The 20,495-nt window shown below is 64.5% G+C and carries 19 protein-coding genes; 9 read left to right on the top strand and 10 right to left on the bottom strand.

Annotated elements, in window-relative coordinates; translation table 11 throughout:
• Positions 1–79 precede the first annotated feature (79 nt).
• A complete protein-coding gene (locus P1Y20_RS00965; protein WP_304446783.1) occupies positions 80–895 on the bottom strand; it encodes an enoyl-CoA hydratase/isomerase family protein in 816 nt (271 codons plus the stop codon).
• 186 nt (positions 896–1,081) lie between these two features.
• Here P1Y20_RS00965 and P1Y20_RS00970 point away from each other — a divergent pair, with 186 nt between their 5' ends.
• Together P1Y20_RS00970 and P1Y20_RS00975 are read left to right on the top strand one after the other, a co-directional pair.
• The gene (locus P1Y20_RS00970; protein WP_304446784.1) at positions 1,082–1,333 is read left to right on the top strand and encodes a DUF7861 family protein; all 252 of its coding nucleotides are present in this window, start codon (positions 1,082–1,084) and stop codon (positions 1,331–1,333) included.
• A gap of 229 nt (positions 1,334–1,562) precedes the next feature.
• Positions 1,563–3,911 carry a cation:proton antiporter domain-containing protein gene (locus tag P1Y20_RS00975; protein WP_304446785.1) on the top strand — a complete coding sequence of 783 codons (2,349 nt, stop codon included), beginning with the start codon at positions 1,563–1,565 and terminating at the stop codon, positions 3,909–3,911.
• A gap of 9 nt (positions 3,912–3,920) precedes the next feature.
• Here the strand turns inward: P1Y20_RS00975 and P1Y20_RS00980 are convergent, their stop codons facing one another.
• From P1Y20_RS00980 to P1Y20_RS01005, 6 genes are all read right to left on the bottom strand, one after another.
• Positions 3,921–4,526 carry a class I SAM-dependent methyltransferase gene (locus tag P1Y20_RS00980; protein ID WP_304446786.1) on the bottom strand — a complete coding sequence of 202 codons (606 nt, stop codon included), beginning with the start codon at positions 4,524–4,526 and terminating at the stop codon, positions 3,921–3,923.
• A gap of 162 nt (positions 4,527–4,688) precedes the next feature.
• A complete protein-coding gene (locus P1Y20_RS00985) occupies positions 4,689–4,883 on the bottom strand; it encodes a cold-shock protein (RefSeq protein WP_304446787.1) in 195 nt (64 codons plus the stop codon).
• A 242-nt stretch (positions 4,884–5,125) separates the two neighbouring features.
• Positions 5,126–5,734 (bottom strand): GAP family protein, encoded by a 609-nt coding sequence (locus tag P1Y20_RS00990; RefSeq protein ID WP_304446788.1) that lies wholly within the window; start codon positions 5,732–5,734, stop codon positions 5,126–5,128.
• 169 nt (positions 5,735–5,903) lie between these two features.
• Positions 5,904–6,323, bottom strand: a complete 420-nt coding sequence (locus P1Y20_RS00995) for a universal stress protein (RefSeq protein WP_304446789.1) — start codon at positions 6,321–6,323, stop codon at positions 5,904–5,906.
• Positions 6,324–6,378: 55 nt separating this feature from the next.
• Entirely contained in the window at positions 6,379–7,503 is a 1,125-nt protein-coding gene (locus P1Y20_RS01000; RefSeq protein WP_304446790.1) for an inorganic phosphate transporter, read from the bottom strand.
• A gap of 90 nt (positions 7,504–7,593) precedes the next feature.
• Positions 7,594–8,256 carry a hypothetical protein gene (locus tag P1Y20_RS01005; RefSeq protein WP_304446791.1) on the bottom strand — a complete coding sequence of 221 codons (663 nt, stop codon included), beginning with the start codon at positions 8,254–8,256 and terminating at the stop codon, positions 7,594–7,596.
• Between the two features lie 205 nt (positions 8,257–8,461).
• Here P1Y20_RS01005 and P1Y20_RS01010 point away from each other — a divergent pair, with 205 nt between their 5' ends.
• Complete coding sequence (locus P1Y20_RS01010; RefSeq protein ID WP_304446792.1) at positions 8,462–9,547, top strand: glycosyltransferase family 4 protein; 1,086 nt, start codon at positions 8,462–8,464, stop codon at positions 9,545–9,547.
• Positions 9,544–10,818 (top strand): glycosyltransferase, encoded by a 1,275-nt coding sequence (locus tag P1Y20_RS01015; RefSeq protein ID WP_304446793.1) that lies wholly within the window; start codon positions 9,544–9,546, stop codon positions 10,816–10,818. Before P1Y20_RS01010 ends, P1Y20_RS01015 begins: the two co-directional genes overlap by 4 nt.
• Here P1Y20_RS01015 and P1Y20_RS01020 read toward each other — a convergent pair.
• A complete protein-coding gene (locus tag P1Y20_RS01020) occupies positions 10,788–12,326 on the bottom strand; it encodes an O-antigen ligase family protein (protein ID WP_304446794.1) in 1,539 nt (512 codons plus the stop codon). The two genes, P1Y20_RS01015 and P1Y20_RS01020, sit on opposite strands and share 31 nt — an antisense overlap.
• Positions 12,323–13,456 (bottom strand): glycosyltransferase family 4 protein, encoded by a 1,134-nt coding sequence (locus P1Y20_RS01025; protein ID WP_304446795.1) that lies wholly within the window; start codon positions 13,454–13,456, stop codon positions 12,323–12,325. Before P1Y20_RS01025 ends, P1Y20_RS01020 begins: the two co-directional genes overlap by 4 nt.
• 234 nt (positions 13,457–13,690) lie before the next feature.
• On the opposite strand from P1Y20_RS01025, the gene P1Y20_RS01030 reads away from it, so the two are divergent.
• On the top strand, positions 13,691–13,879 hold the full coding sequence (locus P1Y20_RS01030; RefSeq protein WP_304446796.1) for a hypothetical protein: 189 nt from the start codon (positions 13,691–13,693) through the stop codon (positions 13,877–13,879).
• Here P1Y20_RS01030 and P1Y20_RS01035 read toward each other — a convergent pair.
• Positions 13,844–14,722, bottom strand: a complete 879-nt coding sequence (locus P1Y20_RS01035) for a hypothetical protein (RefSeq protein ID WP_304446797.1) — start codon at positions 14,720–14,722, stop codon at positions 13,844–13,846. The two genes, P1Y20_RS01030 and P1Y20_RS01035, sit on opposite strands and share 36 nt — an antisense overlap.
• Positions 14,723–15,177: 455 nt before the next feature.
• On the opposite strand from P1Y20_RS01035, the gene P1Y20_RS01040 reads away from it, so the two are divergent.
• The 4 genes from P1Y20_RS01040 to P1Y20_RS01055 all read left to right on the top strand — a co-directional run bounded on the left by P1Y20_RS01040 (position 15,178) and on the right by P1Y20_RS01055 (position 20,486).
• Complete coding sequence (locus P1Y20_RS01040) at positions 15,178–16,848, top strand: hypothetical protein (protein WP_304446798.1); 1,671 nt, start codon at positions 15,178–15,180, stop codon at positions 16,846–16,848.
• A gap of 49 nt (positions 16,849–16,897) precedes the next feature.
• Positions 16,898–17,776: a glycosyltransferase family protein gene (locus P1Y20_RS01045; protein WP_304446799.1), complete on the top strand. Its 879-nt coding sequence runs from the start codon at positions 16,898–16,900 to the stop codon at positions 17,774–17,776.
• Positions 17,777–17,834: 58 nt separating this feature from the next.
• Entirely contained in the window at positions 17,835–19,067 is a 1,233-nt protein-coding gene (locus P1Y20_RS01050; RefSeq protein WP_304446800.1) for an adenine nucleotide alpha hydrolase family protein, read from the top strand.
• 711 nt (positions 19,068–19,778) lie between these two features.
• Entirely contained in the window at positions 19,779–20,486 is a 708-nt protein-coding gene (locus P1Y20_RS01055; protein WP_304446801.1) for a glycosyltransferase family 4 protein, read from the top strand.
• Positions 20,487–20,495: the final 9 nt, after the last annotated feature.

Consider the following 20,495-nt stretch of genomic DNA (forward strand, 5'->3'; position numbering starts at 1 on the left):
GGGTTCGGCCCCCGACGAACCCCCGTGGCATGCGCTCGCGCGTCGGCGTCGCGGAGGGGTGTCGTCCCCGGACGCCCGGTCAGGGCTTGTCGGTCTCGTTCATCCACTCGATGGCGGCGCCGACGCCCTCGCTCTCGCGAATCTCGAAGAACCGCTGGCCGTACTCCGACTGGTGGGAGAGCGTCGCCATGTAGCCGCTGTTGCGCACCGTGGGGCGGTAGCCCTGCATCTCGACGACGTCGTTGAGCATGTGCTTCGTTATCTGGACGGTGGCCTTCGGCGTCTTCTTGATGGCCTCGACCTCCGCCCACGCGGCGTCCATGAGGTCGTCGTCGGGGACGGTCCGGTTGACCATCCCCATCCGCTCGGCCTCCCTCGCGTCGACCGTCTTGCCGGTGTACATCAGCTCGCGGGCGTGTTTGATGCCCATGACGAACGGGTAGACGAGCGACAGCGAGAGCCCGCCCATCCTGACGCCGGGGTAGCCGAAGGTGGCCGACTCGCCGGCGATGGTGAGGTCGCAGGTGAGCGCGAGGTCGGACCCGCCGGCCAGCGCGTGACCGTTGACCGCCGCGACGACGGGTATCGGGAGGTCGTGAATCGTCGTGAACAGCGGGAGGACGTGACGCTGGCGTTCGAGGCCGTCCTCGACGGACGGGACGGTCCCCGAGTCGGGTGTCCCACCCGACTCGGTGAGGTCGTAGCCGGCGGAGAAGGCGTCGCCGTTGCCGGTGAGGACGACGGCCCGGACGTCGTCGTCGACGGCCCGCTCCATCGCCGTCCGGAGCTCCTCGACGAGCGGCTCGCTCAGCGCGTTCAGTTTCTCGGGGCGGTCGAGGCGAATCAGCGCCGCGCCGTCTTCGGTTCGGTAGGTGAGTTGCGACGGGTCGAACATCACCGAACGTCCGTCGCAGGGGGTGTTCAAGCTCCCTGCTGGTGTGGGTTCGCCGTCACTACCCGCGCCGTGCTGGGACCTGCCGTCGCGGAAAGCCGCCGTCGTGGTGAGCGACGGGACCCCCCGGTGCTCGACGCCGGGGTCGCACCGGAGCCCTGAACACCGGCTCGGCCCGTACGCCGTCCCGTGACGACCCACGACCGCGTCCACGCCCGGAAGCCGACGCACGACCTCGACCGGTGGGACCGCGGGACCGTCGAGCGACTCGTCGAGCGCGACGGCCACTGTCTCGTGACGGTCACGAACGCGGCCGGCGAGTCGGTCGACCTCCGGGTCACGCTCGCGGTCCGGGACCTGTTCGTCGGGCGTCTCGACCTCCCACCCGGAGCGTCGCCGGTCGGCGAGACGGTCTGGTACCGGAAGAAGGGCGGTCGGTGAGCCGGTCGGCGGACCGTTCGGACCCGTCTCCGTGGAGCCACCTCGTGCGCCGCGCCACTGCGTTAACGTCGGTCGGTGACGTTGCCCCTCGTGTGAACGCCACTCGACAGTTCCGCGTCGCCATCCGTCGCGCGTCGGTCGTGCGGTCGCTCGGACGTCGCGAGTGCCGACGGCTCGACCGCCGGTCGACGGTGCGACCCGTCCGCCGCAGCCCACCGTTCTCCCCGCGATGACGGACTTACCACTGCCTGGCTCGCCCGCCGCGCTGGTCGCCCGAGCCGAGGCGCCGAGCACCGCGCTCCAGACGGTCGTCGACCCGCTCGGCCACCACGAACTGCTCGTCGTCATCGTCCAGTTGACGCTCCTGTTGTTCGTCGCGCGGGCGCTCGGCATCGCGTTCAGCCGGGTGGGCCAGCCCGCCGTCGTCGGTGAACTGCTGGCGGGCGTGGTGCTCGGGCCGTCGCTGTTCGGCGTGCTCCTGCCGGGCGTCTACGACGCCGTCTTCGCCGTCCCCGAGAGCCAGTTCCACCTGCTGGAGGTCATCTCGTGGGTCGGGCTCATCATGCTCCTCATCGTCACCGGGCTGGAGACCGACGTCGACCTCATCCTCCGGAAGGGTCGCGTGGCCGTCGTGCTCTCGCTGGGCGGCATCCTCCTGCCGTTCGCCACCGGGTTCGCGCTCGGCTGGTACCTCCCGAGTGAGTTCATCGCGTCGGCGGACCAGCGACTGGTGTTCAGCCTCTTCATCGCCACGGCGATGAGCATCTCCGCCATCCCGGTCATCGCGAAGATACTCATCGACCTCGACATCGTCCGGCGGGACTTCGGTCAGCTCATCCTCGCGGCCGGGATGGTCGACGACACCATCGGCTGGATACTGCTCGCGACGGTCGCCGGCCTCGCCCAGAGCGGGACCGTCGACGCCGCCTCCGCCCTCCGGACCGTCGTCTCCGTCGTCGTCTTTCTCGTCGTCGCCTTCACGCTCGGTCGGCGCGCGGTCGACGGCCTCGTCCGCTGGGTCGACGACGTCGTCGGCGGCGAGACGACGATGATAACGCTGCTCGTCGTGCTGGCGCTCGCCGCCGGCGCGGTCACCCAGTACCTCGGCCTGGAGGCCATCCTCGGCGCGTTCGTCGTCGGCATCCTCGTCGGTCAGGTGAACCGCTTCGACTACCAGCTCAGACACCTCTTCGAGGTGGTCACGCTCGGCATCTTCGCGCCGGTGTTCTTCGCCATCGCGGGCCTCCGGATGGACGTGGCGGCGCTGCTCGACCCGACGGTCCTCCTCGTCGGCCTGGTCGTGCTCGCGGTGGCGTGCGTCGGCAAGTTCGGGGGCGTCTTCGTCGCCGGACGGGCGGTCGGCCTGTCGAACTGGGAGGCCATCGGTATCGGTGGCGGCATGAACGCGCGTGGCGCGATGGAGATCATCGTCGCGACCATCGGCCTCGGGCTGGGTATCCTCACGACCGAGATGTACAGCATCATCGTCATGGTCGCGCTCGTCACCTCGCTCATGGCGCCCGCGGTCATCCGGTGGGCGCTCCCGCACATCGAGGTCGGCGAGGCCGAGCGCACCCGCCTGGAGGCCGAGGACGAGGCGCGCCGGGGGTTCGTCGGCGGCCTCTCCCGCGTCCTGCTCCCGACGCGCTGTAGCGTCGAGTCACAGTTCGCCGCGCGACTGCTCGGCGACCTCGTCGCCGGCCGCGAGGTCGAGGTGACGACGATGTACGTCAGCGAGGGGGACGACGCCGGGGCGTCGACCTGGACGCTCGATTCGCTTCGTGGGCGGGTCGGCCGGCGCGCGGGCCGGGCGGTCCCGTCGTCACCCGAAGACGGCGAGGACCACGGGTCGACCGCCTCGCGCTGTCTCGACCGTATGCGGTCGCGAATCGCCGCCACGGGGGAGTCGACGGTCCGGGGTATCGTCCGCGCCGGCGGTGACGACGCGACGCGCGCCGTCCTCGACGAGGCGCGCCGGGGGTACGACCTCCTCGTGCTCGGGACCGGGACGCCCGGGCGTCGGCCCGACGAACCCCTGTTCACGGACGCAGTCGACACCATCATCCGCGACTCGCCCTGTCCGTTCCTGGTGGTGCGCTCGGACCACGAGCGGTTCGGGGACGGCGAGGGCGTCCGGGACTACCCGGTCGAGCGCATCCTGTTGCCGACGACGGGGACGACGCACAACCGCCGGGCGGCCGAGGCGGCCTTCGCCGTCGCACGGGCGCGGGACGCGGTCGTCGAGGTGGTCAACGTCGTCGACCCGCCGCGGACGACCGACGTCTTCGCCACGCGTCCGGACGTCACCCCGGCGATGGACCTCGGCGCCGACCTCGTCGAGAACGAGGCGGCCGTCGGCCGCCGCATGGGTGCCCGCGTGGAGACGCGCGTGGTGGTCGCCGACGGCGACACCGACCCCGAAGCGACGGTCGTCTCGCTCGCCGCCGACACCGGTGCCGACCTCGTCTTCCTCGGCAGCAGCGTCCGGAACGTCACCCAGCGGGCGTTCCTCGGCCACCGCGTCGACTACATCCTCGAAGAGGCACCCTGTCCGGTCGCGGTCGTCGGGTCGTCCTGACGCGGCGACTCACTCACGTGGCGGACGGAACGCCCGGACGGTGTCCCGTTTCCCCCGTTCGACGGCCACCTCGACGCAGCCCACGTCGGTGAAGACGCGGTTCCAGTCGCGGTAGTACAGTGGGACGTCGTCGTCGACGTAGTTCACCTCGTGCTCCCCTTCCCCCTCGTTCTCGACGGTGACGAGGAGGCCGGCCGTGATGCGGGCGAGTTCCGCGTACACCCACTCGGCGTCGGGGTGGAGGTGCTGGAGCGTCTCGACGGAGTAGACCGCGTCGAAGCGGTCGTCCGCGAAGTCGCCGACGACGTCCTCGATGGCGTCGAGGTAGAACGTCCCGGCGTCGGCGAGGTCGGGGTAGACCTCCTCCATCACGTCGAGGGCGTCGTCGTTGACCTCGATACCCGACAGGTCCTCGAACCCCTCCTCGTGGAGGTGTGAGAGGTGGCGCCCCGAACTGCAGCCGAGTTCGAGGACGCGCGCGTCGCGCCCGACGAACCGGTCGAGGAGCGCGTGCACCGTCTCGCTCGTGTCGTCGGGCCCGTAGTAGGCGTAGTACTCCGGGGAGTACTCTCCGGACCGTTCCGCCCACTGTCGTCGTACCTCGTGAGAATCCACGTTCGAGAACGTGTGCGCGGGCGTAAAGCCCCGTCGGACTCCGACCGGGTGCAGCGGCTCGACGCTCTCGTCGCGTGTGCGAAGACGTGCGACTCTACGAGGGTGGTCGGTCGTCGCAAAACGGTGTGTCGTTCGCCGCCGGTCAGCGGTGTACTGGACTGATTACAGGCGCGTCAGGTTCGACGCGCGGGGCCCCTTGGGGGACTGTTCGATGCTGAACTCTACTTCCTGGCCCTCCTCGAGGTCCGCACCGCCGACGTCTTCCATGTGGAAGAACACGTCGTCGTCCGCGTCGTCCGTCGAGATGAAACCGTAGCCGCCAGTGTCGTTGAAGAAGTCAACGTTTCCTTTCGCCATTGCTTCTGAACACACCGTAGCTCGACGCATAAGACTTCCGAGGTTTGTGGTACCACGGGGGTAGTGTTTTGGACGGAATTCTACACCGACCGGAATATTCGAGACAGCCGACCACAGTGTCGGGTTCGGCGCGGGACGCACGTCGGACCGTCGGTGACCACGTCGGCTTTGGGGGTATCCGTCGTTCGGGTCCGGGCGTACCGGAGACGGCGTGGACGGTGCTCGGTGCTCCCGGACGACTCTCACCCGGTGACGACGATGACGACGAAGAACGCGAGGACCACCTCGTTGACGAGCCAGGAGTTGGTCTCCATCCAGTCGCGGACGTCCGGCAGGGCCGCCTCGCCGCGTTCACCGAGCGCGAGCACAGCGAGTGCCGGCAGGGCGAGGAGGAGGGCCGTCAGGGCGACGAATCCGGCGGCGTCGGTCAGCGGGAGGCCGTGTCCAGCGAGGTACGACCCGACGGCGACCGAGGTGAGGAGGTCGCTCGGGAAGAACCCCAGGAGGAGGAAGCCGAGCCTGAAGGAGAACCGCGGACTCGCGCTCCCGAGTCTCCCCATCCACGCAGGCGGCTCCGCCTCCTCGCGGCTCCGGTAGGTGTCGACCATGGCCGCGAGGAGGACCACGACCACCACGGCGTCCAGCAGCGGCCGCGACGCCCCCTGGCTCGCGGCACCGCTCCCGAGCAGGTACGCCAGCGCGACGACGGTGCTGATGGAGAGGCACGCGCCGAGGACGAACAGCGCGGAGTTGCGCCGCCACCGCTCGCTCGTGGCGAGGAAGACGGCACTGAGTAGCTGTGGCCCGGCGACCATCACGATGGCGAGCGGGAGGACGGTCAGGAGGCTCATCGCCGTCCGTGGACCGTCTGCCCCGCCCCGCCGGTCGACAGCGTGACCCACCCCCTTCGAAGCGGCTTGCCGATCATGACGAGAGGTGGACAGCAATACGTATCAAATTTGTTTCGTGTGTGGCGGAATATGTGAGTCGGCGTCTCGTCCCCGGGCGGCGCTCACCCCTTCACCGGACGACCGTCACCGGGACCGGCGACCGCTGGAACACCGCCTTCGCGACGTCCCCGACGAACAGGCGCGACTGCAGGTCGCCGCCGTGGCTCCCGACGACCACGAGGTCGAAGTCCGCCGCGCGGTCGACGATGACGCGTCCCGGGTTCCCCAGGCCGACCTCGGTGTCGACGTCGACCCCGTGGCGCGCCGCGACGTCGCGGGCGGACGCGAACACCCCCTCCGCGAGGTCCGCCGCGGCGTCCCCGAGGTCCTCCTCGAGGACGAGGCGCAGCGCCTTGCCCATCATCGGCGACGGTTCGCCGACGACGTACAGGAGCGTGACCTCGGCGTCGGGGTGCGTTTCGAGCGCGTATTCGAGCGCCCGGGTGGCCATCTCCGAGCCGTCGATCGGGACGAGGACGCGCGAGACCATGGCTCCCGTATCGGGCGGGGGGTGATAAACTCGCGTGCCGGGGGAGCGGGGGTAGTCAGAGCCCGAAGACGGGGACGAACCGGAAGGTGAGGTACGAGCCGACCGTCGCCACCAGCGGGACGACGTTCTGCATGAGGACGACCCGGGCCGTCGTCGCCGGGTCGAAGAGGTCCGAGGCACGGGGGACGTCGGCCGGGCGCTGGTCGAGCGGTCCGACGTCCTCGCCGCGGATGGCGCCCGGGAAGGTGATGGGTCGGGTCGCGCGCCCCCAGCCCAGCCCGATGATGGACATCGTGGCGATGACGACGAAGCTCGCGGGGATGCCGATGGCCGACAGGAAGACGACGAGCGTCGCGCTCACCGTCGCGACGACGATGGCGGCCGTGAGGGGGAGTTCGGTGATGTCGCTGCCCATCGTCTCGAGGGTCCGCCGGGCGATGGTGAACGCCCCGATGCCGACGGCGACCCCGCCGATGGCGATGGCGGGGTTCATCTCGAGGACGCCGCTGCCGACCAGCGGCGCGATGGCGTTCGCGATGTTCGAGGTGCCGGAACTGAACGCCATCAGACAGCCGATGGCGATGACCGTCGCCACGCCGAACAGTTCGCGGCGGTTCGTCGTCTCCGTCGGCCTGGGGCGAGGGAGGACGCCCGAGCGGTCGAGTTCGAGCAGCGGCCCGTCGCTTCGCTCCATCGCGACCACCCGGTTGAGGCGCGTGTAGAAGTACCGGCCGATGACCAGCGAGACCCAGAAGCCGATGACGGGGGCGACGAGCCACCAGGTCGCTATCTCGCCCATCACGGCCCAGTTGAGTTCCTCGCTCGCGAGGCCGAGGCCGGCGATGGCGCCGACGGCCGTCATCGACGTGGAGGCGGGGACGCCGAAGACGTTGCCGACGAACAGCGCCAGCCCGATGAAGAAGAGGACGCCGATGCTCGTCTCCAGCGTGAAGACCCCCGGGTCGAACACCAGTTCCCGCCCGAGGGTGTCGACGACACGCCGGCCGATTGTCCACGCGCCGACGAAGAAGAAGACGGTCATGAGGCCGGCGGCCGTCGCCTTCGAGACCGCGCCGGCGCCGACCGCGGGCCCGAACGCCGGCCCCGTCGTCGACCCACCGATGTTGTAGCCGACGAACACGGCCACGAGGATACCGCCGAGAAACAGGACGTCAGTCATAATTGAACCTGTGAACGACGGACCCGAATACCCATAGCGGTTGTGTCTGTCGCCGGTCAGTCGTCGGACCGTCCGCGTCCCCCGTCGTCGCTACTCGGCGTCCGACCGGGCGTCCGGTTCCTCGCCGTCCGCGTCGTCCGCGTCGTCCGTCTCCATCTCCGCGTCGTCGCGCTCGTCCCCGCCCGGGGGTGGCGACGCCGTCTCCCCGGAGAGGCCGTCGAGTCGCTCGCCCCGCGCCTGGGCGGAGGCCAACCGTTCGTCCACCGTCCGCTCGACGGTCTCGCCCATCTTTTCCTCGACGGTCCTGTCGACTTTCTCCTCAACGGTTTCGCCGACCTTCTCGTCGACGGTCTTCTCGACCGTCTCGCCGACCGTTTTCTCGACGGTTTCACCGACCGTCTTCTCGACGGTTTCGCCGACCTTCTCGTCGACCGTTTTCTCGACCGTCTCGCCGACGGTCTTCTCGACGGTTTCACCGACCGTTTTCTCGACCGTTTCGCCGACCTTCTCGTCGACGGTCTTCTCGACCGTCTCCCCGACCGTCTTCTCGACCGTCTCGCTGACGGCGGTGGTCATCCACTCGGGGTCGAAGCGCGCCATCTTCCAGGCGATGTGGATGACGAACGAGACCAGCACGCCGAAGCCGAACGCGAGGCCGGTCTCGGTCCCGACGAGCAGTATCAGGCCCACCGAGACGAATATCAACACCCCGTAGGCGAGGTCGACGATGCTGTCGACGCGATTCGGGTTCATCGTCCGGTACCCCCGGGACGCGTCGGCGTCGCTCCCCGCCCGCGGGCGGGGGGACCTCCCTCCGTCGACTGCCTGCTCGCTGTGTGTCTCATCTGTGGTGGTCGGTACTCCGTCTCCTGTTCGGGGCAGGGAGAGAAACCCTTTGGGATGACGGCGTCGGGGGAGAGAGTAAGCGTTTTGCGCGTCGGAAGAACTCATTGGAACGATGAGGATTCTGAGGGTCGCCCAGAAGGTCTACCCGGAGGTGAGGGGCGGTGGTCCCTACCACGTCCACGCGCTGAGTCGGGACCAGGCGGCGGCGGGACACGACGTGACGGTACTCACCCTCGCGGACGACGACGAGGAGGCGGGGGTCACGCGCCGCGACGGCTACCGCGTGGTCAAGCGCGCCCCGACGACGACGCTCGCGGGCAACGGCATCTCCCTCGGCGTCGCGAACTACCTGCGCCGGGCCGACGAGTTCGACGTCGTCCACGCCCACTCGCACCTCTACTTCTCGACGAACCTCGCGGCGCTCCGCCGACGAGTGGGCGGCCCCCCGCTCGCCATCACGAACCACGGTCTCTACTCGCAGAACGCCCCCGAGTGGGTGTTCGACGCCTACCTCAAGTCGCTCGGGCGCTGGACGTTCAACCGCGCCGACAGGGTGTTCTGCTACACCGACGTCGACCGCCGCCGGGTGCGCGAGTTCGACGTCGGCAGCGAGATTCGCGTCGTCTCGAACGGCATCGACACCGAGCGCTACGCGCCCGAGGGGCCGGAGAGCGACCTCGTCGACCCCGACGTGCCGTCGGTCGTCTTCGTCGGCCGACTCGTCGAGGGCAAGCGTCCCGAGACGGTGCTGCGCGCCGTCGACCGCCTCGCCGCGACGTTCCCGGACGTGACGCTCTACCTCTGCGGGGAGGGGCCGCTGGAGGGTGACTTGCGTCGCCTCGCCGGGGAGCTAGCCGCCGACGTCGAGTTCCTCGGCTACGTCGACCAGGAGGAGATGCCGGCGGTCTACCGGAGCGCGGACGCGATGATGCTCCCGAGTCGGGCCGAGGGCGTCCCCCGGACGGTGCTGGAGTCGCTCGCCTCCGGGACGCCCGTCGTCGCGAGCGACCTCGAACAGGTCCGCACCGTCGACTCGCCGTACCTCCGTCTCGTCCCCCTCGACGACGTCTCCGGGTTCACGTCGGCGCTCGAAACGTTCCTCCGCGAGCGCCCCGACGACGTCGACCTCTCCCCGGAGTACCGCTGGGACCGGACCGTCGAGGAGACGACCCGCGAACTGCGCGCGCTCGTCGGATGAGCGCCGGCGGCGAGCGCGTCACGGTCGTCTTCTTTCGCACCGGGTACGACTCGCTCGGCGGCGGGTCGAAGATGCTCCTGCGCCTGCTCGAGCGCCTCGACCGCGAGCGGTTCGAGCCGGTGCTGTTGACCCAGCGCGAGGACGGCGTGGCGCGTCGCGCTCGCGAGGCCGGCGTCGAGGTGCGCGTCGTCCCCTACCGGGGGGTGCTCGACACGTACGACGGCGGATTGCTGGACGCCGGGCCGAGGCGCGTGCCACGGCTGGGGTTCAGGATACTCCAGTTCAACGCCGAGGCGCGCGACGTCTTCGCCCGCGCCGACGTGCTCTGGTGTAACGGCCTGCGGACGTACCTGACCGCCCTCCCGGCCTCGCTGGCGGGGTCGGCACCCGTGGTCTGGAACATCGGCCTCCTGCGCGAGTCGACGGGGGCGGTTCGCCACCTCAACCGCCTCGCGCTCGCGACGACCGACTACGCGTTCATCGAGTCGCGCCGACAGGCGCGACGGGGGTTCACGGCGGCGCAGTACCGCGCGTACCGCGAGAAGCTCGTCGTCTTCCACAAGGGTATCGACACCGAGGAGTTCGACCCGCGGCGGGTCGAGGCCGGTGGGGTGGAGGCGAGCGGGGCCGACGAGGGGGCGACCGGCGGGGCGGACGAGCGCGCGTCGTCGTCCGGGTGGGTCGACGAGTGGAGCGTCGGCCAGGGTGAGGGCGACCGGCCGCTCCGCGTCGGCACCGCCGCCCTCATCAACCCGCGGAAGGGGCTCGACGACCTCCTCGCCGCGGCCCGCCTCCTCGCCGAGTCGCGCGACGACGTCGTCTTCGCCGTCGCCGGGGCGCCTGCCCGACCGGAGGACGAGGCGCACCTGGCGGACCTGCTCGCGCAGCGCGAGGCCTACGGCCTCACCGAGCGGGTCTCCTTCCTCGGCTGGGTCGAGGACGTCCCGTCGTACCTCGCCGGTCTCGACGTCTTCGTCCTCCCCTCGCACAACGAGGGCATCCCGGGGGCGGTCCGGGAGGCGTCGGCGATGGAACTCCCGGTGGTCGCGACGGACGTCGGCGGGACGGCGGACGTCGTCGCAGACGGCGTCACCGGCCTGCTGGTCGACCCCGGCGAGCCGGCGGACCTGGCGGCGGCCGTCGAGCGCCTGCTCTCGAACCCCGACGAGCGACGGGCGATGGGCGAGCGTGGGCGGCGTCGAATCGTCGAGTCGTTCTCGCTGCGCTCGTACGTCGCCGACTACGAGTCGTTCCTCGCGCGCGTCGCCTGAGCGACGCCCCCCGCGCCTCGTGCCGCCGCGTCCGTACCTGCGTTCGTCCCCGCCGCCTCGGCGTCGACGGCCGCGCAGAGCCCCCACAGCGGTATCGCACAGACGTAACTGAGCAGCGTCAGGTGGTCGAAGACGGCGAGGGTGGTGAGGCCGAGGAAGCCACAGAGGAAGCCGAGGGCGGGCAGCGAGCGCTCCGCGACCGAGGTGGCGGCGCTCGCGAGCACCGACACCTGTGCGCCGACGTAGAGCAGCAGGCCGACCAGCCCCGTCTCGGCCGCGAGCGAGAGGTAGGCGCTGTGGATGGGTCTGCGGTTCGCGCCGAATTCGTGGGCGTGTTCGACGAAGTTGCCGCCGCCGATGCCGGCGACGGGGTGGTCGGCGGCGAGCGCGAACCCCGCGCGGTACTGCGCGAGGCGGCTGTCGAGGTTGCGCGCGTCGACCAGCGGGAGGGCGTCGGCGACCGACAGGAGCAGTTCCGGCGCGCGCGTGACGGCGACGATGGCGGCCACGAGCGCGAGGTAGCCGAGGAGGGCGCAGCCGAAGACGACCGAGCGTCGCTCGAGCAGGCCGAGGGCGTCGCAGGCGAAGGCGACGAGGAGCGCGACGCAGGCGACGAGGTAGGCGGCCTGGCCGGCGCTCGTGTACGTCAGCGCGAGGAGCGCGCCGGTCGCGCCGACACCGCCGACCGCGAGGGGGAGCGCGCCGGCGCGCCAGCGCTCGGCGAGCAGGCCGACGCCGACGGGGACGAGCAGCGTCGCGAGCGCCGCCAGCCGGTAGGACATGCCCGTGAACCCGGCGACGTGGGTCCCCGAGCGGAACGGGCCGACCGCCTCGAACGCGTTGTCGACGGGTTCGCCGAGCGTCGAGAGGCCGAAGGAGTCGCCGTTGACCACCTGCGCGACCGCGAGCAGGAGGTGGGCGCAGAGCACGACCACCAGCGCGAGCGGGACGGCGCGGGGGCCGAGCGCCCCGCTCCGTACCGTGTAGTAGACGGCGACGTAGGTCAGCCAGCACTGGCCGACGAGGAGGGCGAAGTACACCGCCGCGCGGGTGTCGAGCGGCCGGCCGAGGGCGACGGGGACGAGCGTCCAGAGGGCGAACAGGCCGAGGGCGACGCCCGCGGGCGGGAGGTCGCGGGGCAGGCGGTCGCGGTGCAACACGAGCAGGCCGAGCGCCAGAAGCAGCGGCCCCTGGAAGAGCCAGAGCTTCGGGCCGAGCTGGGAGGCGTACTCCCCCGCACGCCCGGTAAGGGGGTAGTCGGCGGAGAACGTCGCGAGGGTGACCAGGAGGACGACGCTCCCGCCGAGGAGCTGTCGACGGGCCGCGAGGTAGGCGTAGACGCCCGCGAGCGCGGCGACGACGGCGTAGAGCGGCGTCACGTCCGCACGGGTGGCCAGCGGCGCGAACAGGAACAGCCCGCAGACGAGCAGCGCGACGGTGGCGAGGACGTCCGTCCGCGAGCAGTCTGCGTCCGCGCGCAGGAGCGCCGCCAGCGACGGCGTGGTCATAGCGCCTCGCGGACGATGCCTCGCATTCGCGTCTCGAACGTGCCGGCGGCGAACCGCTCGGGGTCGGGGAGCGTCCGTACTACCTCGCGGTGCGCCGGGTCCGAGAGGAGCGCATGTGCGTTCTCGACGGCCTCGTCCGCGTCCCGGTAGGTGAGCAGGTCGGCGTCGCCGACGGTCTCGGCCTGACCGCCCGTCGCGGGGACGAACGGGAGCATCCCCGCGGCGACCATCTCCGCGACGGTGATGCCGAAGTGCTCGTAGCGCTTGCCGTGGATTCCATATCGATGGCGTTCGAGGAGGGAGACGAGTCGGTCGCGGGCGACGAACCCCTCGCACGTCAGCCAGTCGCGGCGACGGCAGTACTCGCGGACGCGCCGGGCGTACTCGCCCCGCCCGTCGCCGACGACGTGGAGGTGGACGTCGTGGCCGCGCTCGCGGAGCCGACCGACGACGTCGATGCAGGCGTGGACGCGCTTGTCGGGGACGAGTTTGCTCACGCAGACGAATCCGTCCTCTCGCTCGTCCCACGGGCGGCCGTCGAAGTCACCGACGCGGACGGGTGGGTGGACGACGTCTGCCGGGACGTCGTAGGTGGCTTCGAGGACGCCCGCGGTCCACGCGGCGTTCGTGAGGAGGCGCTTCGGGTGGTAGGTGGCGCTGGAGTCGAAGCCCGCGAGGCGTCTGCAGAGGGTGCGATAGGCGCGGTCGGGCGTGCTCGCGCGGCTCCCCTCGTCGGGGGTCGTAGGGGGAAAGAACACGGGGTGGTGGACGTACTGGACGCTTCGCGCGAGGGGGAGTTCGGGTTTGGTGCTGACGACGAGGTCGAACTCGGACGCGTGGTCGAGGAGGGTGCGGACGACGACGGCGCTCTCCAGAAGGCCGAACTTCCCCTCGGGGCGACGGGCGCTGAGGTTCGAGAGGAGGGAGGGCGAGGGAGTGACGGTGGAGAGGGCTCGACTACTGATGGACGAACCGAAGCAGTGGTTCAGCACCTCGACGTCGGGGTCCCCGAAGGCGAAGACGGTGAGGTCGTGGTCGGCTTCGAGGGCGTCGATGGTGGCCGCGGCGACGGCCTCCGCGCCGCCGCGGTTGCGGTGGAGTTCCGGGTGGACGAGGGCGACGTCAGGCACGGTGGACACCGTCGGTGGAGAGGGGGGAGTCCTCGGTACGGAGACGAATACCGCAGGTGGTCGGACCGGCGGGAGGACTCGGCATTATTAAAGAGGGTGTATGGTGCTGAATATAAAGCTTGTTTGATACCGTGGACCACCTATGTCGTGAGTGCTTTCGTTCGGTCGATTGCGGCCCACTTCATCGGTCGAAAACGCCAACATTTACACTCTATTGACTGTCTCTGTCCGTACATGGTCACTCTCGACGCCTCGATGGTCGCGACCGCGCTCCGGGTCGACGCGTGGATACTCTCCGTCGTCGGCTTCGTCTGGATATTCACCACCGGGTTGCCCTCCTATCGACTGATCTTCTACCTCGTCGCCCTCCTCGTCGGCGTCAGCGCGCTACTCGCGCCAACTTTCGTATTTCCGCGCGAGTAGCTGTTTGCTGTCGTAGAACGCCGGTCCTGCGAAGATTACGAGCAGGAAGTTGAAGATGATTCGATGGCGGACGTTCGTCCCGAAGTTCGAGTTGACGAGGCCGTAGCCGACGATGCCGCCGAAGTAGACGGTCAGGAGGAGCATCGCGACGGTGACGTCCGTCTCTTTCCTCACGAAGGAGTAGAGCGCGAGCGCGCTCAGGACGAGCAGGATGGGGAGCGAACTCAGACCGAGGAGGTGGAACGTCGACTCGACCTGCCAGGGGAAGGGGGCGAACTGGAAGTAGATTCCCCGGAGAGGCGCGGAGAGGAGGACGTCGGTCCACGACTCGTAGCTCATGTCCTGGAGGTACGCCGCGCCACCCTGTGCGCGCCAGTCTCGTTCCTCTTCGAGCGTCTTTAGCGAGAAGAAACGAGTGAACCCGGCGAACCCGAGCGCCCCGACCGGTACCGCGAACACCGAGAGCATCGGGATCGTGATGTCCCGTTCGATTACGTAGTCGGCGATGTGGACGACGACTGCGCCGACCGACGCGACGGTGATGATCAGGCCCAGCTCGGGGCGGATGAGCGTGAGTATCCCGATCATCGGGAACGCGAGCGCGGTCGGCCACAGTTCGTACTCGACGAACGACCGGACGATGAGCGCGAGTACCGAGAAGGCGAGTATCATCGAGATAGACATCCGCATGGGGAGCGTCAGAAAGAGGAACGAGACGGGGAAGAACAGGACCAGCGCGACGATTGCACCCTCCCAGCTCTTCGCGGAGGGGTAGAGCGACCTCGCGAGCGAGACTGCGGGGATGGGCAGGAGGACGGCCAGGAAGGAGTTGACCACGACCATCGTCTCGGTCCGTGGTTCGAACGCGGCGTAGAAGATGGCCTGGAGGGAGCCGAACGCTGCGACACGACTCGATGCCTCCGGAGGTGTGTCTCCGAGTATCGTGGTCGCAGCGTTGTGATAGTTTCCGATGTCCCACGTGTAGGGTAGTTCCGGAAGGATAACGAGACCAACGACGAGATGGAGTACCAGGGCGAGCGGGGCCAGTACTCTGAACGTCTTGTTATCGTACAAATAAGCCGTGCCGAGTAACACCAAGAATGCGAGGACGATAGGGAGGGCGACCATTTGGTCCAGTAGTTGCATTAGTGATTTATAGATACTCCGCTCTGGGAAACGGTATTCGAACCGCCTCATTCATGGATTACGTCTGACCGTCACCTGTCGCGCCGCGAACTGTGAACGAGAAGTTCTATAGAGTTGACCTGAGCAGTGGCAGGTAAGGGGTATACCATCACGTGAACTCAACGAAGTCTGAATACTGCTTGACCTACGAATCTGAGTGGTCGACTGTCGAGAGTACCAGCGTTCGGGGGAGTGGTTTCGTCGCTGGGGAGTGCTACAGCACGGAACGCCTGTGCACGTTCTTCGAGGGCGCGAACTCCACACGCGAACTGGTCGACAAGTTGCGGTCCGTAAATGGGTTCTTCGCCCTAATCACCGAAGTCGATGGCGACCTGGTTCTCGCGACCGACAGGATACAGAGTATTCCGTTATTCTACACGAACTCGACAGACGGTGTCCTCGTCGGGACGGACAGTTCCCAAATCGTCGACCGCGTCGGCCGCTCGAATCGCGACCCAGTACACGAAGCGGAGTACATCGTCACGGGATACGTTACCGGTCGCGATACCCTGTTCGACGACATCTATCAGGTCCAAGCCGGAGAGTTCGTCGTACTCAGTGAGGATGCGTCTGCTCCCGCACACCGAGAACAGTACTACCGGTACCGACACGAAACTCCCAGGGAATCGACGACCAGAGAACTCCTCTCTGATCTGGACGACGTTCTCGTCGCCGCCTTCTCGCGGCTCATCGACTACGCAGACGGTCGACCGATCGTACTCAACATGAGCGCGGGTTACGACTCTCGGCTCCTCGCGACGATGCTCGCTCGCTTGGAGTACGAGAACACGATCGCGTTCACCTACGAGTATTCGGGTGACGAGTCGAAGTACTGTGAGGAGATCGCCGATTCACTCGGACTCGAATGGGTCTACGTCACTCAGGACCACGACGAGTGGCGCGAGTGGTACCACTCCGACAAACGAGTCGAACTTGACCGGAACGCTGGTATCATCGACGCAGTACCGACGATCGGGCCCGCGATTGCGTTGAAAAAACTGTCCGAAGACGGTAGAGTCCCGGAAGATTCCGTCTTCGTAACTGGTGACGCCGCCTCGACGACTGGGGATCATATCCCTGCATCGTTGATCGACGCAAATAATGGAAGTCTCGAACAGTACATCGATTCGATTCTCTCGAACCATTACGAACTCTTCGAGTGGAGTTCCGAATTCGACGAGGTCTTCCGCGACAGAATCGTCAGGGCGACGGACATCGACGGCCTCTCGACGCGAGACGACGTCATTGATGCGTTCGAACTCTGGGACTGGCAGGAAAGACAAGCGAAACACATCCTACGGAATGGACTGTTCGACTTCTGGGGATACGACTGGTGGCACCCGCTCTGGGACACTGAGTTCGTGAACTTCTGGCTGACAGTCGCTCCCGAACACCGCTACGACCGTTCACTCTACGAACGCTATACCAAAGAACTGTATGCAGACGTGGCTGATCGTTCGATCTCTGAGGTCGAGACGTCGTTTCACGAGCGATCCTCGTGGGTTCGAAAAATCGAGCGGGTTCTCACCGGAACGCCACTGAAAGACCCGGTAGAACGAATCTATCGAGAGTACATGTCACCCCGAACGTACGACGGGAATCCGATCTGGGGAATCATGTCCCGAGACCAGTTCGACGAGATTCATTCGGGCCGACAGGTGATTCACACGTTTCGAATCCTGAATGTCCTAGGTCGACTGTCGCTTGAGCCGAGAGGTGACGGCTGTACTTTCAAAAACGGCATCTGTCTTTCAGATATTGAGAATAACTTATTTGATAATTAGAATTTGCAAAAACCAATCTATATGGATATTGGACTTCGATAGAAGCTTAATGCATGAGAGTTCGAGGGTTGCATCTTCTGAGCGGGGTATCCTATATATTGCTACTGAACAGCGCTTCGTGGAGGAAGCAACGGTTTCTGCTAGAAGTGCCCGTGCTTCGATGGGAGATATACCGATTGCTATTATAACTGACTCCGAGAACGATGTCCCGAGTATATTCGACATCACTATTGAATCCTCCGACAATTCACATGATTTCGGTGAAAAAGTATATAATATTTCGAAATCTCCTTTTGATAGGACGATATATTTAGATACTGATATACACGTTGAGGACGATATAAGTGAGTTGTTCGATATATTAGGACACTGGGACTTGGCGGCTGCTCATAATATCAGCGATTACGACTTTGGCGGTATCGAAATACCGCCTGACCATCCCCTGACTACGCTACCTATGGGTATTCCAGAATATAACACCGGACTCATCGCGTACTGTTCCAATTCGCACACAGATAATTTATTCAAAGAGTGGGTAAAGGCATACGAATACGATGAGAGAGTTATGGAGCATCCTCCGGATCAGGCGTCGTTCAAGCGGGCCTTGTTCGAATCTGACACCCGTGTTCATACTCTGTCACGCGAGTACAACTGTCTTTTCAGGTCGCCTGGCTGCGTCAGCCGCCCCGTGAAAGTATTTCATGGTCGATTAATTGATCTCGAAGGGCATGGTGCTAGCAAATCTGCGGATGTTAGGCAGGCAGTGGACGAAATAAATCGCCAGAGTGGGAAGAGAGTATACTTTACTGGTGCGGACACGACTATAGTAGTAGATCGATTGAGTAAAAATTTAGTAACTCTGTTGAGCTTAATTCGAAAAAAGAAATTTGCGAAAGTACTTGAGGTGTGTGCTAGACGTCTTAGCTAACGATGACGTATACTACAGCCCAAATCGAATACAGCTATCGATCTCTCACCACGTAGAAATGAATGATCTAATCGACAGTGTCCTCTATTTCGGTTATTATCCCGTTTGCGCACGTAGTAGTCTCCCAGATGTCATTTCACGATCTGCGTCGGCGCAAGTACCGACACTAGACCGCGATGAACTCGTTACCAATGTCCAGCATGCATTCGGTGAAGCGATTGATGCAGAACTGGCTCTTACAGATTGTGAGACGACCCACGTTGTCCCTCTGAGTGCCGGTCTCGACTCTCGTGCCATACTCGGTGGTCTGTTGGACCATCCAGCAGTAGATTTATCAGATATTCATACTATTAGTTTTGGTTCACCAGGGACATGGGACTTGGAAATAGGACGACAAGTAGCGGAAGTCGCTGGTGTCAGTAATACTGCAATCGATTTGTCTGTTGGATCATTCGACTGGTCGCTCGGCTCGATTCGAGAATATGCCGCGAGTCGAAAAACCCCCGGTCGAGTACTCGACGGGTATGTCAACTCTCAGATTCCAACCCTTGTAGAAGACGATGCAGTGATTTGGAGTGGGTTTATGGGTGACCCATCTGTGGGTGGCCACCAACCTGATCAGCCCAGCAAGGATTGGGGCGCTGCGTGCGAATATTTTGCGGACCACGAGCGATACTGTGGCGGGCTTGTGAGCTCTCAATTCGACCCAGTCTCGGTACTACCTGACGAACCTTATATTACGAGAAAGAAGTTATCTTACGAAGAACAACTCGACTTCGCGCTCCGACAGCAGTGTCTTATCGCACCCATCGTACTTCATTCCAATCACTATCGGACGCCGTTTTTGCGACCCTGCTGGCTGGATGTCGCTCTTAACCTCCCACGGCAACACCGTAAAAACCGGAATCTATTCAAAGAAGCATTCCTCAACGCGTTCCCGGAACTATTTTCTCTTCCGACGGATGCACACTTCGGTCTTCCACTCACGGCTAACCGGGCTCGGGGTTGGATACGAAGTAAACGATTAGGACTCGCTCGGGAAATCGCAGCTCAAATGGGTATCCCTTATCTCCATCCCGCAACGAACTACATCGATTTCGCGGCAGCATTTCGAACCGACTGTGAATTGCGGGACTCGATGTATCTCTTGGTCTCCAAGTTTTGTAATCGAACCATTGATACTGAAATCGACCCGCTTCGTATTTGGCGGGAACATCAGGACGGCCGCGACCATAGCAACGAAATCAGAGCGATTAGCTCACTCGAACTCTATCTTGATGCACGAGCATGAATATATTATTTCACCCAAACCGATGATGTTTAGTTAGGGCTATTCATCGTATCTCGCATGTACTCATTGTCTGAGATATATAAAGGATTTCAGGACCCAACAAAAATTGCACGGGAGATAAATAGAAAGTGGTATGATTTACAAAATAGCCCCGGGGAACGAGACGAGTATGTTGACGAAGACAAGATTCAACAACAATTGGCAAAGTTAGGATACATGTGATGCCCGGTTACCTCAATAAATATTAATAGTTATCTAATGTTATACTACCTTTCCAACGCACGATTACCTAGTAAAGAAGCTCACACAATACAACAGATGAAAATGTGTGATGCTTTTGTTGAAAAAGACGAAGAAATCTGCTTCGTTCATCCGAGTTATGGAAACGCGGATCAGAATATAACATGGGACTCTCTTTCCGACTACTACGGACTAAATCATCCATTCTCTATTCGCACTATCAATACGCTTTCTGATGAATCGGAATTCATACCGGATTCAATAGAAGGAATCTCGAAGATACTACTGGTAAATTACTGGCTTCTACACAAAATATACGAGGGGGAAATAACTCGATCAGATACGATCTACAGTCGGCTTTTCTACCCGATAGCTGCGTTCTCCGAATGGTACCATCGACTTCCGCAGAGCCGTTCTCCGACGCTCATTCACGAGCCACACAACCTCCTCGGTTCGAGATTCGAGCATCGAATGTTCAAAAACATAGATGGCGTCGTCCCTCTGACTACCTATCTGAAGGACGAGATGGTCCGAGAGGGGATGGTCGACGAGAGCGACACCTTCGTAGCTCACGACGGTGTCGACCTCACTCCGTATCGAGGAACGTCCAAAGAACGCGCCCGTGAGGAACTGGGCCTCCCACTGGCGGAGAAGTTCGTGATGTACACCGGTCACCTCTACCCGAGAAAAGGTGTACAGTTTCTCGCTGAAGTCGCCCGAGAGATACAGGGAACCGTCCTCGTCGTCGGGGGCTATCAGGAGGACATCGACCGTATACAGTCTCAAGTCCCTACCACAGATAACCTTGAGTTCACCGGGTTCGTCGAACCGTCCCGGATTCACACGTACCAGCTCAGTGCGGACGTTCTGGTCGCGCCGTACACTCGCGAGGCGTGGATGCCCTCCCCGCTCAAACTGTTCGAGTACATGGCGACCGGCAACCCCATCGTCGCCAGTTCGATACCGACGATCGAAGAGGTGCTGACGCACGAACGAAACGGGCTGCTCGTCCCCCCCGGCGATGCCGATCAGCTCGGCGACGAGATCAACAGACTTCTGGACGATAGAGAACTCGCGTCGGAAATCGCAGCTACGGCTCGAAACGACGTCGAGCAGTATACGTGGACGAAACGAGCGAGTGACATCCTCGATTTCATCGAGCAGAAGGTGAATCGCTGAAAATTCCCC

This window comes from Halomarina ordinaria (assembly GCF_030553305.1).
Classification (GTDB): domain Archaea; phylum Halobacteriota; class Halobacteria; order Halobacteriales; family Haloarculaceae; genus Halomarina; species Halomarina ordinaria.

Excerpts from the sequence above, each read along its gene's own strand:
- P1Y20_RS01005 (WP_304446791.1), bottom strand. The coding sequence starts at position 8,256 with ATGAACCCGAATCGCGTCGACAGCATCGTCGACCTCGCCTACGGGGTG.
- P1Y20_RS01010 (WP_304446792.1), top strand. The coding sequence starts at position 8,462 with ATGAGGATTCTGAGGGTCGCCCAGAAGGTCTACCCGGAGGTGAGGGGC.
- P1Y20_RS00990 (WP_304446788.1), bottom strand. The coding sequence starts at position 5,734 with ATGAGCCTCCTGACCGTCCTCCCGCTCGCCATCGTGATGGTCGCCGGG.
- P1Y20_RS01035 (WP_304446797.1), bottom strand. The coding sequence starts at position 14,722 with ATGGTCGTGGTCAACTCCTTCCTGGCCGTCCTCCTGCCCATCCCCGCA.
- P1Y20_RS01050 (WP_304446800.1), top strand. The coding sequence starts at position 17,835 with ATGAATGATCTAATCGACAGTGTCCTCTATTTCGGTTATTATCCCGTT.
- P1Y20_RS01020 (WP_304446794.1), bottom strand. The coding sequence starts at position 12,326 with ATGACCACGCCGTCGCTGGCGGCGCTCCTGCGCGCGGACGCAGACTGC.
- P1Y20_RS00985 (WP_304446787.1), bottom strand. The coding sequence starts at position 4,883 with ATGGCGAAAGGAAACGTTGACTTCTTCAACGACACTGGCGGCTACGGT.
- P1Y20_RS00965 (WP_304446783.1), bottom strand. The coding sequence starts at position 895 with ATGTTCGACCCGTCGCAACTCACCTACCGAACCGAAGACGGCGCGGCG.
- P1Y20_RS01000 (WP_304446790.1), bottom strand. The coding sequence starts at position 7,503 with ATGACTGACGTCCTGTTTCTCGGCGGTATCCTCGTGGCCGTGTTCGTC.
- P1Y20_RS01045 (WP_304446799.1), top strand. The coding sequence starts at position 16,898 with ATGCATGAGAGTTCGAGGGTTGCATCTTCTGAGCGGGGTATCCTATAT.
- P1Y20_RS00995 (WP_304446789.1), bottom strand. The coding sequence starts at position 6,323 with ATGGTCTCGCGCGTCCTCGTCCCGATCGACGGCTCGGAGATGGCCACC.
- P1Y20_RS00975 (WP_304446785.1), top strand. The coding sequence starts at position 1,563 with ATGACGGACTTACCACTGCCTGGCTCGCCCGCCGCGCTGGTCGCCCGA.
- P1Y20_RS01055 (WP_304446801.1), top strand. The coding sequence starts at position 19,779 with ATGTTCAAAAACATAGATGGCGTCGTCCCTCTGACTACCTATCTGAAG.
- P1Y20_RS01015 (WP_304446793.1), top strand. The coding sequence starts at position 9,544 with ATGAGCGCCGGCGGCGAGCGCGTCACGGTCGTCTTCTTTCGCACCGGG.
- P1Y20_RS01030 (WP_304446796.1), top strand. The coding sequence starts at position 13,691 with ATGGTCACTCTCGACGCCTCGATGGTCGCGACCGCGCTCCGGGTCGAC.